The following is a 12,627-nucleotide window of genomic DNA, read 5'->3' on the forward strand; positions in this document are numbered from 1 at the left end:
TTTAGTATGTTTTAAGCAGTATGGAGATGGTAAAGGTAAGTGTAATCTAGAGGCCTATGGATGGATCTGATAATAAAGTTATTTGACATAGAAGCTGAAAATTAGAAATTGATTTGAGGTGTGTCAGTGGATACTTTGCTGCGAGACTAGGCAATTGAATTTTGACGACTTGTCTAGTGTATTCAATGAGTAGTCAATGGATTTAAAAAGGTGAGCGTTCAGGAATTTAGTGCTTTAAAATTAAGTGAATTTTTCCATTTTGCTATTGTACGGCCTGATTAGGATCATTTTATCCATGTGTTAGCCACAATTGAACGATTTAGCAATAAGAAATATGAAACAGCTAGTGATATGGATCGAACTAATGGATTTGTCTTGACGTAGAACTTACAGTGTATATAAAAAAGCACTCCTAACTGAAGTGCCCAACAATGATTAATGAATTAGAAAGGTTGAAACTAAGTTATTTTAAGCAGCCTAACGTTTCAGAATAAGCAATTTTAATTATTAGGCTGAACGACTTGTTAGTAAACTAATTCCAGCTGGAATTAAAGATATTATGACGATTAATAGCATTATTAGTTCAAAATTTTGTTGTACAATGCTGATGTTGCCAAAAAGGAAACCAGCACCGATTGCAATTGAAATCCAGGCAATACCACCTAGTAGATTGTATCGGACAAAGGTAGGGTAATGCATGGTACTTATTCCGGCAGTAAATGGAATCAGTGTCCGAATGATTGGTACAAAGCGCCCAAGAAAAATTGCAAGACTACCATGATCGGCAAAAAAGGTTTGTGATTCCTGAAGGTACTTAGGCTTAATCCAACGACTGAGACGCGGGCTGTGCAAGACATGCGTACCAAAACGCTTGCCAATTTCAAAGTTACAACTATCACCGAGCACAGCTGCGACAATTAGGGTACTAGATAAAACCCATAAATTGAGTGGGTGGGCTGGTAAGGCTGTCAAAGATCCACAGAGAAAGAGGATGGAATCACCAGGTAAAAATGGAAAAACAACGAGGCCGGTCTCAATAAAAATAATGAGGAATAGGCCACCATAGATCCAAGGCCCCATACTATTAATAAGCTGTGGCAATTCGGTATTCAGATGGAACAGGATTGTCAAGATTGACGTCATATTAATTACCTCACTTTCGTTACTATCATATCGAATTGCTGGGAAGACCACCCCTTAGACTGATTGAAAACTTCCTGAATAATTCTCAGAAATGGTGGCAGTTGTGATTTGCTAGTGGACAAACGACTGAAAAAATTCTAGTGAGGAGAAGGAGTACGAATTTATAATCGAGAGTGGTGTAGTTACCAATTAATTTATTATTGCAACTATGATGTCAGATGAAATTGTTGGCAATTTTTGTTCCAGTCAGTGCTACTACTAACGATTTTGGTGGGTGTTAAAGATAGTTGTGAGTTCGGACAATTAGTTAATGATCCCCGTCAAAATTGTTGATTTGTTTGAATTGCGAAGAAGATATTGGTACTATCGGTTTAACTATTAGGTCGCTCAATCGCTAATTGTTGTTTGAGCTAATTGCGTGGTGATTAGTAATTGACGGATTAAATATGTTTAGTATTTCTTCTTTTTGACATGGTTTGGTAGGTTCTTTTAGCAGATTTCTCTAGTTATTACTGATGCAAGTATATGGGGAGATTATAAGATAATCAAATAGCAGAAATGATGAAAATAACCTGAGACTTTTTCAGATGTTGTTTCATTGAAACAACTGTCGATGAGACTAAACGATGACTATACTGAACGATAAGTATTAAATGTATTATTTTAGTCATATTGGGGGAATTAGCATGCAAAATCCACGGTTAACCATTATTGTGCCTTGCTACAATGAAGAAGCGGTGTTACCTAAGTCTACACACATCTTGGATGGTATTTTGACGGATCTGATCCAACACAAACAGGTCAATGCGGCGAGCAAGTTATTATTTGTTGACGATGGTAGTCAAGATAAGACTTGGAAACTGATTAAATCGTTGGAAAAACAGTATTCAACCGTGACGGGTCTTAAGTTTAGTCGTAATTTTGGTCATCAAAACGCGTTGATGGCTGGGATGCAGGTCGCCAGTCCGACTGCTGAAATAGTCATTACGATTGATGCTGATTTGCAAGATGACCCACAGGTGATCCCAGAAATGGTGGCACGCTATCGTGCTGGTAGTGATATTGTATTAGGTGTCCGCAATGATCGAAGTAGTGATTCACTTTTCAAACGATGGACCGCGGACGGCTTTTATCGGCTAATGAAGCGTATTGGTGTGCAATTAGTACCTAATCACGCCGATTTTCGATTGTTAAGTCAACGGGCAGTTCAGGCACTGTTAACCTATGAGGAAACCAATTTATTCTTGCGTGGAATCGTACCACGACTAGGTTTTCCAACAACTAAACTTTATTATCATCGCCAACCACGTTTTGCGGGTGTTTCAAAGTATCCATTACGTAAGATGGTGGCTTTTGCTTTTGATGGGATCACGTCATTTTCAATCGCACCGATTAAAGTAATTTTATTGTTCGGTATGGTGATTAGTGGCGGTAGTTTGATGATGATGCTATATGCGTTAATACAAGGATTACTAGGGACCGCAACGAGTGGCTGGTCCTCACTCATGACAAGTCTATGGTTTTTAGGTGGGATGCAATTGATTGGTATTAGTATTGTTGGCGAGTATGTAGGGAAAATTTTTGCGGAAGTCAAGCACCGGCCCGCTATATTATTGAAACGGATGATTATACGGCAACTCAACAGCCAGCTATTGTAAATTCGCAACGGGTGCACGGATGAAGGCCGTGGTTAAGAGCGTCAATTGGCTGGCGGCCGCGGTATTGGTCGTCGCAGTCGGCATGGCGTGGTTGCAACCGATTCACTTCTTCGGCAACCCGGACTGGGCGTCACCGGTCGTTCAATTAGCCATGGTTCTGGGATTATTGGTCATGACGATGGCTGGCCGGCAGGTGCTCAAACAGTTATCATCTCGTCAGTATCGTTGGCTGTTGATTGGGCTGGTCGGCTTAATCGCCATCGTGCAAATGCTGATTGCCACTAGTTTTGTGGACGTGGCGCGGGCCGACCCGTTTTTCGTTCGGCAGCAGGCACTGTTATTAGCGCGGGGTAGCCATCATTGGCAACATTATTTTATGATTTATCCCAATAATGTGAATTTTACGTTATTAGTTGCGAATCTGCTCAAGCCATTATTGAAACTGACGCAGACACCCTGGGTATTATTAAATGTCATCCGATTTATCTGGATCGATACCGGACTAATCAGTGGGTTATATTTAATAAACCGTTGGCGTTACTGGCGACCGGGGGCGGTCTCATTTAGTTTGTTGTGGCTCGTCAGCGTTCCCGTGGCCGCATTTGGACTATTTGCATACACGGACGCCCTCGTTTTGCCGCTACTTCCAGACAGCTTGGCCTTGCTCACACTCGGACTAAGCTTAACCGGCTGGCGTCGTTGGGGCGTTTTGATTGGTGATGGGTTATTGGTGGCCGTGGGCGTGGTGATGAAGACTAATCTCATTGTGCTCTGGCTCACTCTCGTATTGATGGGAGTCATCTTGTGGTGGCAACGGCAATTCAGTGGTCGGCAAATGTTAGGCTGGCTCGTCAGTTTAGTGATGACACTCGGGGTGATGTTTGCGGTGATGCGGACTGCCCAACAGCAAGCGGGTTATACGCGCCAAGTTGATGCCGTCTTACCGGCAACCAGCTGGATTGCGATGAGCCTGAACCCCCAAAGCTCGGGTGAGTACCGACATGCCGATTTTGCGCGCGTTAATCAGATGCCAACTGCGGCGGCCAAGCGCCAACAGACCCAGCAAATGATTCAGCAGCGGTTACATCAGATGGGCGTTACGGGGACCCTCGTACATTTACTCAAAAAGATGCGGGTCTTCTGGGCGACTGGCGATTTTGATAGCTTTAAGTTGACCACTCAGTGGATTCGTGCACCCCGCTGGTATTTGAATCATCAACGCCAGCTTCAATTTTGGCTGGTTCTAATGACGCAAACGATTTACCTGACGATGCTGGTGCAAGCAATCGTGACTTTGATGAGGCGGCGCGAGTGGGCCGTGACGTTCGTTGCCCTGGCAATTCTCGGTTTAACGGCTTTTCATGTCGGACTTTGGGAAGTAGAAGGGCGCTATGCGTTGCCACTACTACCGGGATTGATGCTTCTCAGTATTGTGGGTGGTCGTGAGTTGCCGGTGTGGCACCTTAACCGAGTAATGCGGCGCCAATTGACGTGGTTGGTCGTCGTATTGGCGGCAATCAGTGTGGTCAGTTTGTGGCAGACGAGTCGGGCGACGCGGATTACTGATGTGGTACGTGGCAATCAGGGCAATGGGCGTTATGTTGTGTCCACGGTTCAAAAAATTAGACCGGGTCAAGCTGTTACTACGCCGTTAGCCGTTAGTGGTAAGAGTAATGTTTTACGGTTGAAGCCAGTTGCGACGCATGGGCGCGTAACAATTACCTTGACTAAGGAGACGCATGTCGTCAAACGGTGGCGGGGCTCGGCCAATGAGCTGACCACTTTGAATTATCCGTTGACAGCGGCGGGCAATCTGCGATTAGCGATTAAAAACACTGGTCAGACGCCCGTCCGGTATGGCGTGATGGCGGCCAACTACAGTCCGTTAACAGGCCGGGTGACGGCTAAGCGGCACGCGTACTTACAAGTCGTGATAAAACAGCAGTTTATTAAGCCGCACGCGTTAACGACGGGTGCCGCCAGTCTAGCAGTTGTCGGCTGTGTGGCGCTGGCAACCATTTTGTCGTTAGGTCGGTTACGGCCAGAAACTGGATAATAAAACTTGAAGCGAAAGTCTTAATAACTGGTGTTGCCAGTGTTGGGACTTTTATTTGTGGTTAAACGAAATATAATAGCCGTTAATTTGGGTGACTTATCAAGGTGAGGTGAATTCAAATGGTTCAAATTATTGCGCATACTTTAGTGACTGCCGGGCACGACGTTTTAATTTTAAAACGCAATCAGTTTGAGCGTGGGCGGCCGAATGTTGATGCCAGCTATTGGGATTTTCCCGGTGGGTGTGCATTAGCTAATGAATTACCGCAAGTAGCGGCCAAACGCGAGTGTTGGGAAGAGACTGGCTTGAAAGTTCAAACTGAGCGCGTTATTTGGGAAGATGCCACCTTTGACAAGGCTAAAAATCAGGTATACACGCGTTTAGTGTATAGTACACAGGCATTCGTTACTAGACCGGCAATCAACTTAGAACTTACTGAACATATGGCCTTTCTTTGGATGAAACCTGAATTAATTTTGACTAATATAAGAATTGTGTCCTATCTAAAACCGATATTAACGCGACTGGTTTAGCAGTTACGGCGACCATTAAAACAACAATCGGACTGCCTAGCAGAATAGCTTGGCAGTCCGATTGTTTTGATTGACACGATTCTAATGGTGGCGATATCGTTGACGCCAAAGAATGAAGCTAAGTCCACTTATGATTGAAATCAGTAGTCCGCCCAGCAATCCCGGGACGTGGTAAGTTAGCTGAATCTGATTCTTACCGGGCTGAATCGGTAGGGCTAACATCCCACCAATGACCGTTTTAGGAGTAACTTTGACGCCGTTGACCGTGGCGCGCCACCCCTTGTCGGCTGGAATAGCAACGTAGAGCCACTTTTGCTTGGAGCGATTGGTGACTTGACCACTGACCACGGTATGAATGCCCGAGACGTGGTAAGTCGGTGTAAAGCGCGTGGATAGCAGTTGCTGTTTGACTTGGTTGAACCGGGCTTGATCCAGGCTGGCGATGTGGACATGGGTGCCAAGCGTTGGTTGGGTACGTTTGACCGTTAACGTGACGACAGCGCCTTTGTCAAAATAACCTAGCGATCGGAGCACTAACTCACCGTTGGCATTGAACTTAGTCGGGACTAAGTGACCGTTGACCCGCATCGTGGTGTATTTTGTTTGACGAGTCGTGTCGTTATAATACAGCGTCCCGGTGCGTGTCATCCTTAATTTAACCGTATGCAAATACGGATAGCGTTTGGCCTGTGAATCTTGGATGACGTGATCTGAGAGCATCGTGGCGTTGCCAAAATAGGCGCGTTTCGATGGCCGCAAACTTTGTAAGAGGCGTTCTTGATTGATAATGGCACTATTCTGACGAAGCTTTAACTGTCTAAATGCTGTTGGCACGGCAAACCCTAACCCGTTTTGACTACGGAGCCGCGTTGTCGCTTGACCCACGGCGTTTAATTGCACAGCGTATTTTACATCTAAGAGTAAATCAGTGACCGGATTTAGGCCTTCTGAACTGACACGCCGGGCGTTTTTAGAAAATAGCCCAAGTGACTTCAACATGAGACGTGTTTGGTTCGCAAAAGTTGAACTGTAGTAGGTAATATCGTGAAAGTTAAATAACATCGGGTCGTTGTAATTACGATACTTGCTATCATAATTGTAGGCCTGATTGATTAGCGTATTTTGATTTTCAACGCGATATAATTGACCATCAGGATCGTTGACGGCTTGCATTTGGCGGTATTCGGTTCGATAGGCAGTTACAAATTTAGCCTGATTCCCTAGTGGTGACTTCGCCATCATGAGGGTACTGTTAGTCCCTAATTCTAAGGCGACGATACCTGCCAAGCTGAGCGTTTGCCACCGCTTCGCCGTTGCGAATAAGGCAATTGCGGTTAAGATGACAGCGACTAAGCTGAGCGCCAGCGTTGAAGTTGTTAAGGGGTGCTTAGCAGTTCGTTGGGCAAACCAGCCTAATATCAGCGCACTGACCATGAGTGTCGGTAACAACCATTGCCAGCGCAAGGCGATCCGCCGGGGGCCTGCTAACCAGGCTTCAAAAGCGATCATGATCAAGACAAAGCTAAAGAAAAAAGCATTGCGGTATGGAAAGCCAGCGGGCGTTTGAAACATGTGCCAAATCGTATCTAAGGTACGAATGTCCATACTCAAGAAGAGTGCAAGTAATAGTCCGAAGCTATGCCATTTGTGAGCTTTAGTCAAGTTGGGCTGCACCCAGAAACTTAGGGCCAGCAAGACGACCAGACTACTGCTGAAGACGGTTGGTGCGTGTACGAGCCGAGTCGTAAAATTGGCGGCACCTAAGCCAAATTGACTCAAAACAGCTAAACCGAATTGTGGGACCGGTAAGTAGCTCGATAATTTGACCGCAGATTTAGCCGTGGTCAGCATGCCTAAACCAGTGGGGATCAGGACAAACATCGTGCTTAACCCACTGAGTAGCATGGTGACCACGACGTGCCGAATTAACGAAAATTGATGACGAACAGTTTGCCAAAGACTGTCCTGAGGGCGTTTGCGTTCAAATAGTTGATAAATAAAATAGTAAATCACAAATAGGCAAGTCATATAGCCTAAGTAGTAATTGGTGACGATACTGACCCATAACCAGCCGAAAAAGCGTCCGGGATGACTAGTTGCAATTAAGTGGTCGAGTCCTTGAATGACCAGTGGTAACCAAATTAATGCATCCAACCACATGATCGTAAAATAGTTGAGGGCAACGAAGCCAGAGAGGCTGAAAGCAACACCAAAAATGGCAGTCGACCACCGCTTTGTTTGAAAATGCGTTTGTAAAAAAGCCGTCATAGTGACCGCAATCAAGCTGATTTTTAACATGATGAGTAGACTAAGTCCGGTTGGCAAATTGGCCGCCGGAAACAACAACATCAAAATGTTAAATGGGCTTAATAGATAGTAAGCAATCGTGGGTAGTGCGTTACCGCCTAATGACTGTGAAAATGAATATAATTGAAAACTATGCGTTAAAATGGCATGCCGATACGCGGTGAAAAATGATAAGTATTGGCCACCCATATCACTAATTAATAAGTTATGGTTACCGAAGGGCGTGATCCCCCAAATTGCGAAGACAATCCCCATGATAGCAAGGGACAGTAATCCAGCTGTCACTGCCACTTGCCAGCGCCTTGTTTGATAATTAGGCCACATTTTATTCAACTCCGATATTATGAATGATTTCATTGTACCGTACTGAAACTTGAAAACTAGTTAAGAAAAGCGAACAATTTTCTGAAAAAAGTTAAGAATTAGTGTTAGTCATTATCATTTTTATAAAGTTTGCTAGCAGTTTAACACAGCAGTTCACGAGGTTAAACTAAAAGGGGTGATTGACAATTGATTAAGAAAGTGTTTTTATAAAAGGTGAAAACTGAATACGATTTCTTCGGGGCAGGGTGCAATTCCCGACCGACGGTAACAACGTAAGTTGAAGTCCGTGACCCGCGTGAGCGGTGGACCCAGTGCAAGTCTGGGACCGACAGTATAGTCTGGATGGGAGAAGAAAATTATTGCTTAAATTTTACTAGGCAGTAGTGGCTATTGGCGACCTTTAAGTAGGTTTATTTAGCTGGATCCTACTGGTGAAATCTATTTGGCGAACACTTCACACCCGATTATCGATGATTTGATAATTGGGTGTTTTTTTATCTTGTTGGAGGTGAACCAATGTTAACTGATTTTATGCAAATGGCTATCGATCAAGCCAAATTGGCGGGGGTGGCGACGTACCAAAATCCCCAGGTCGGTGCGGTATTAGTCAAAGACGGCCACGTGTTAGCTCAAGGTTATCATCATTATTTTGGCGGTGACCATGCTGAGGTGGATGTGCTGCGGCAGGTCACACCAGAACAGGCGCGTGGGGCCACGTTATTTGTCACACTGGAACCTTGTTCACACTATGGGAAGACGCCGCCGTGTAGTGCGCGAATCGTCGCGGCTGGAATTCGGCAAGTCGTGATTGGTCAATTAGATCCCCATCCAATCGTGGGTGGTAAGGGACGTCAGTATCTTTTGAACCACGGAGTTGATGTGGTGACGGGCTGTTTAACGGACAAAGTTCGCGCGTTGAACCCCCACTACAATCATTTTTATGTGCAGCAGCGACCATGGATCACCCTAAAAACGGCGATAACGCTTGATGGCAAAATTAATACTGAAACGCCGACTCGGACGCTGGTTTCCAATCATGCTAGTTATATCGATAGTCAGTGCTTACGGTCACAGTTTCAAGCAATTCTGATTGGTGAACGGACGCTAACGATTGATGATCCACAATTAACCGTCCGACTGACGGCAATGGTGCGGCCACCGGTTCGATTGGTGGTGTTGAATACGAGTACCGTGGCGTTAAACCACCGGCTTGTTCAGGACGGTCAGGCACCAACCTGGTTACTTTGTCGTCAGGCTGCGGCTAGTGACGACCAACTTCGAAACAGTCCCAATGTACACGTCCTGATTGGCAACTGGACACCCGCTGCAATCAGTCAACTATGTGTCGAACAAGGCTGGCAGTCACTCTTAGTTGAAGGTGGGGCTCATCTGCAAGCTGAATTTGTTGCGGCTGAATTGATTGACGAATGGGTCAGCTACATCGCACCAATGATGATTGGTGGGACGGGTTTGCCAGCCGTTACCGGGGCCGCTGCGATGACACCGTTGACATTTGAACAACCAACGGTAACTTGTTTAGGGACGAATATCCGGCTACGGGCCGTTCGAAAGGAAGTTAAGTAAATGTTTTCTGGAATTATTCAAACCAAGGGCCGCGTCAGCCAAGTGCACCAACAAGGGTTGGAAATGACCCTTACGATTACCGCACCGTCGCTGATGACACCGAGTCTTAAGATTGGTGACAGTATAGCGGTGAACGGCATTTGTTTAACGGTAACGACCCGACAAGCGGATGCTTTCAGTGTAGTGGTGATGCCTGAAACGGTGCGTCGAACGAACTTAAAGATCCTTGTGGTCGGTTCATTGGTGAACCTAGAACGTGCGTTACAAGTGAACGCGCACTTAGATGGGCACATTGTTCAGGGGCACATCGATTACTGTGGTCAAGTGATGCAGCGACAATCTGATGCGCACGCGCTGCGTCTGTTGATCAGTTTACCGTCAGAATATCGCGCACTAGTAGTCACTAAAGGTTCGGTGGCAGTTGATGGGGTTAGTTTGACGGTCGTAGCGGTCACGGAGACAACGTTTGAAGTCGATTTAATTCCGCATTCACAAGCGGTGACGACCTTGTCTAAGTTACAAGTTGGAACGCTGGTGAATGTAGAAACGGATATTCTGGGCAAGTACTTGGCCCGGCAATTAGCATTAGAGGGGAGTCATTAAGATGGATACAATGAAAAAGGTAGCAGCGGCCTTGGCCGCATTAAAACGGGGCGAATTGATTATTGTTGCGGATGATGAGACGCGTGAAGCGGAAGGAGACATGGTTGGCCTAGCCGCTAAAGCAACCACTGCGACAGTGAATCGGATGATTACATCAGCGCGGGGACTACTCTGTGTTCCGATGGCGCCAAGTATCGCCACGCGACTACATTTGACACCGATGACTAGTGAACACGATGCGTTTGGAACGGCATTTACAGTCTCAACGGATCACCATACGACGTCCACGGGAATCTCGGCAGCTGATCGGGCGACCACGATTCAAGCGTTAGCCAATCCCAATAGTCAGGCCGCTGATTTCTATCATCCCGGGCACGTTTTTCCATTGATTGCGCGGACTGGTGGATTGTTAGCGCGGCGTGGTCATACTGAAGCGGCCGTCACGTTAGCACAATTAGCAGGTGTGACCCCCGCGGCCTATATTTGTGAAGTTATCAAGAAAAATGGCTTAATGGCGCGGCGCCGTGATCTCAAAGCTTTGGCAGAGGGCTTACAATTACCGCTAATCACCATTGAAGATATTACCACCTACGTGATTCAAACGGGTGCCGCCCAGCTAACAACGACCCCGAGTGTCAACTTACCGACCAAGGATGGTCAGTTCACGATGACTGGTTTCGAAGCCCCCGGTCATACGGCGTTGCCAGTGGCACTGCAAGCTGGTGATATCAGTGGCGATGAACCAGTGTTAGTGCGGTTACACTCTGAATGCTTTACGGGCGATGTTTTAGGATCGCGGCGGTGTGACTGTGGTGATCAATTACACGCCGCACTCCAAAAGATCAGTCAAGCTCAGCGCGGTGTTTTCGTCTATTTACGGCAAGAGGGTCGCGGCATTGGCTTGGCTAACAAACTAGCAGCTTACGCACTCCAAGAACACGGGGTTGATACGTATGATGCGAACGTGCAGTTGGGCTTTCAACCGGATGAGCGCCGGTATGATATTGCGGCATTAATTCTACGCCAAATGGGGATTACACGGGTTCGTTTGCTGACTAATAATCTTGACAAGGTTGAGCAGTTACGTGCAGCGGGGATTGATGTTGTTGAACGGGTCCCCTTAGAAATACCAGCCAATCAGTACGATCAAGCTTACTTAAAAACAAAACGTGATCGATTTCATCATCAACTCACACTAACGGAGGGACACGAATGACAACTTTTAACGGCAAAATTAATGGCAACGGGCTTAAGATTGGGATTGTCGTGGCGCGTTTCAATGCGTTTGTAACGCAGCAGCTTTTAACTGGGGCACAAGAAAGTTTGGTACAGCATGGGGTCAATGAAACCGATATTGACGTGGCCTGGGTACCGGGAGCTTTTGAGATTCCACTGACGGTTCAAAAAATGATTACAACCAAGCGCTATGATGGCGTGATTGCACTTGGGGCAGTCATTCGGGGTGCAACCGCGCACTTTGACTATGTTTGTCGTGGCGTGACGACGGGGATTGCGACCGTCAGTTTGGCAACCGATACGCCCATAATGTTCGGCGTTTTAACCACGGATACCATTGAACAAGCTATGGATCGCGCTGGCTTTAAGAGTGGCAATAAGGGTGCTGACTGTGCGGTCAGTTTGTTAGAAACGTTGGACGTGCAGCGGGCAATATTAAAAGCTGACTTGGCCTAAATGACGTAAATTAAGGGTATGCATAATATTTCAAATACCATCAATTTGTAACTTGGGCCATTGTTGATGCCACTGCTTCTGTGCCATTCGCTGCTGATAGATTGCCATGTGCTTGGCATCCTGGCGATAGTAGGGGATTGGGGAACAGCGAAAGTTTATCAAATCGTCTACACCGTATGGGGCGATTAGCTTGATTTGATTTTCGTCTAAAAAGGCGCCAATACAAGTTGGAACTTCGACAAAGTGACCAATTGCATCGGTAACGGAAGTGAATTCGGGATCCTTATCAAAATTATAATGTGCCATATAGACCTCATTTTTTATTTGCCATTGGTATTGTGGGGCTTTATCAGTAAGTTGCTGATAGATTTTTAAATCATCGCTGGCTGGTCGCTCAGGGTCAAAAAAGACGACGTCAATATCACTGTTGAACATCACTGGCTGCCCGCTGAGTACTTGCCAAACAGTATTACGGATGCTACCAGCCGCCAATGCGCCTTGTTTTAAATGACAGTCTTGAATTAATTGAAGAATCGTCATTAAAGCAGGAGTTGTTTTAATAATATGAATAACTCGTTGTTCGTTGGTCATTGAAAACACCTCAATTTAATGTTGGTTAAAAATAGTCTAACATAGTAATGATATCGTGCAATTCAAATAAAGGATTTGCTTTTGCTGATTTCATAAAAAATTAAGGCCGCTTACCACTACTAACTGATAGTGGTAA

At 45.8% G+C, this 12,627-nt stretch carries 9 protein-coding genes, 1 pseudogene and 1 riboswitch; of the genes and pseudogenes, 7 read left to right on the plus strand and 3 right to left on the minus strand.

The window, feature by feature from the left end; all coding sequences use genetic code 11:
• Window positions 1–507 precede the first annotated feature (507 nt).
• On the minus strand, window positions 508–1,143 hold the full coding sequence (locus tag MZO41_RS00870; RefSeq protein WP_013355475.1) for a VTT domain-containing protein: 636 nt from the start codon (window positions 1,141–1,143) through the stop codon (window positions 508–510).
• Between the two features lie 686 nt (window positions 1,144–1,829).
• Between MZO41_RS00870 and MZO41_RS00875 the strand changes: the two are divergent.
• The 3 genes and pseudogenes from MZO41_RS00875 to MZO41_RS00885 all read left to right on the plus strand — a co-directional run bounded on the left by MZO41_RS00875 (window position 1,830) and on the right by MZO41_RS00885 (window position 5,390).
• Window positions 1,830–2,824: pseudogene (locus tag MZO41_RS00875) on the plus strand (glycosyltransferase family 2 protein).
• Window positions 2,821–4,857, plus strand: coding sequence for a glycosyltransferase-like membrane protein (locus tag MZO41_RS00880; protein WP_013355477.1), 2,037 nt, complete (start codon window positions 2,821–2,823; stop codon window positions 4,855–4,857). The pseudogene MZO41_RS00875 and the gene MZO41_RS00880 overlap by 4 nt, the downstream one beginning before the upstream one ends.
• A 119-nt stretch (window positions 4,858–4,976) precedes the next feature.
• A complete protein-coding gene (locus tag MZO41_RS00885; protein ID WP_013355478.1) occupies window positions 4,977–5,390 on the plus strand; it encodes an NUDIX hydrolase in 414 nt (137 codons plus the stop codon).
• Window positions 5,391–5,471: 81 nt separating this feature from the next.
• Here the strand turns inward: MZO41_RS00885 and MZO41_RS00890 are convergent, their stop codons facing one another.
• Window positions 5,472–8,021 (minus strand): YfhO family protein, encoded by a 2,550-nt coding sequence (locus tag MZO41_RS00890; RefSeq protein ID WP_027822069.1) that lies wholly within the window; start codon window positions 8,019–8,021, stop codon window positions 5,472–5,474.
• A 227-nt stretch (window positions 8,022–8,248) separates the two neighbouring features.
• Window positions 8,249–8,379, plus strand: a riboswitch (FMN riboswitch).
• A 158-nt stretch (window positions 8,380–8,537) separates the two neighbouring features.
• Here MZO41_RS00890 and ribD point away from each other — a divergent pair.
• The 4 genes from ribD to ribH are packed head-to-tail and all read left to right on the plus strand — an operon-like array spanning window position 8,538 to window position 11,900.
• Complete coding sequence (gene ribD, locus MZO41_RS00895) at window positions 8,538–9,605, plus strand: bifunctional diaminohydroxyphosphoribosylaminopyrimidine deaminase/5-amino-6-(5-phosphoribosylamino)uracil reductase RibD (RefSeq protein ID WP_013355480.1); 1,068 nt, start codon at window positions 8,538–8,540, stop codon at window positions 9,603–9,605.
• Complete coding sequence (locus MZO41_RS00900) at window positions 9,606–10,208, plus strand: riboflavin synthase (RefSeq protein ID WP_003640236.1); 603 nt, start codon at window positions 9,606–9,608, stop codon at window positions 10,206–10,208.
• 1 nt (window position 10,209) lies between these two features.
• Window positions 10,210–11,424 (plus strand): bifunctional 3,4-dihydroxy-2-butanone-4-phosphate synthase/GTP cyclohydrolase II, encoded by a 1,215-nt coding sequence (locus tag MZO41_RS00905; RefSeq protein ID WP_003645212.1) that lies wholly within the window; start codon window positions 10,210–10,212, stop codon window positions 11,422–11,424.
• Complete coding sequence (gene ribH, locus MZO41_RS00910; RefSeq protein WP_003640238.1) at window positions 11,421–11,900, plus strand: 6,7-dimethyl-8-ribityllumazine synthase; 480 nt, start codon at window positions 11,421–11,423, stop codon at window positions 11,898–11,900. Before MZO41_RS00905 ends, ribH begins: the two co-directional genes overlap by 4 nt.
• A 30-nt stretch (window positions 11,901–11,930) precedes the next feature.
• Here the strand turns inward: ribH and MZO41_RS00915 are convergent, their stop codons facing one another.
• Window positions 11,931–12,491 carry a nucleotidyltransferase family protein gene (locus tag MZO41_RS00915; protein ID WP_003640239.1) on the minus strand — a complete coding sequence of 187 codons (561 nt, stop codon included), beginning with the start codon at window positions 12,489–12,491 and terminating at the stop codon, window positions 11,931–11,933.
• Window positions 12,492–12,627 lie beyond the last annotated feature (136 nt).

The sequence above is a fragment of the Lactiplantibacillus sp. C232 genome, from assembly GCF_023806725.1.
Lineage (GTDB): Bacteria > Bacillota > Bacilli > Lactobacillales > Lactobacillaceae > Lactiplantibacillus > Lactiplantibacillus plantarum.

Coding starts and splice junctions, on each gene's coding strand:
- MZO41_RS00870 (WP_013355475.1), bottom strand. CDS start 1,143: ATGACGTCAATCTTGACAATCCTGTTCCATCTGAATACCGAATTGCCA.
- MZO41_RS00880 (WP_013355477.1), top strand. CDS start 2,821: ATGAAGGCCGTGGTTAAGAGCGTCAATTGGCTGGCGGCCGCGGTATTG.
- MZO41_RS00885 (WP_013355478.1), top strand. CDS start 4,977: ATGGTTCAAATTATTGCGCATACTTTAGTGACTGCCGGGCACGACGTT.
- MZO41_RS00890 (WP_027822069.1), bottom strand. CDS start 8,021: ATGTGGCCTAATTATCAAACAAGGCGCTGGCAAGTGGCAGTGACAGCT.
- ribD (WP_013355480.1), top strand. CDS start 8,538: ATGTTAACTGATTTTATGCAAATGGCTATCGATCAAGCCAAATTGGCG.
- MZO41_RS00900 (WP_003640236.1), top strand. CDS start 9,606: ATGTTTTCTGGAATTATTCAAACCAAGGGCCGCGTCAGCCAAGTGCAC.
- MZO41_RS00905 (WP_003645212.1), top strand. CDS start 10,210: ATGGATACAATGAAAAAGGTAGCAGCGGCCTTGGCCGCATTAAAACGG.
- ribH (WP_003640238.1), top strand. CDS start 11,421: ATGACAACTTTTAACGGCAAAATTAATGGCAACGGGCTTAAGATTGGG.
- MZO41_RS00915 (WP_003640239.1), bottom strand. CDS start 12,491: ATGACCAACGAACAACGAGTTATTCATATTATTAAAACAACTCCTGCT.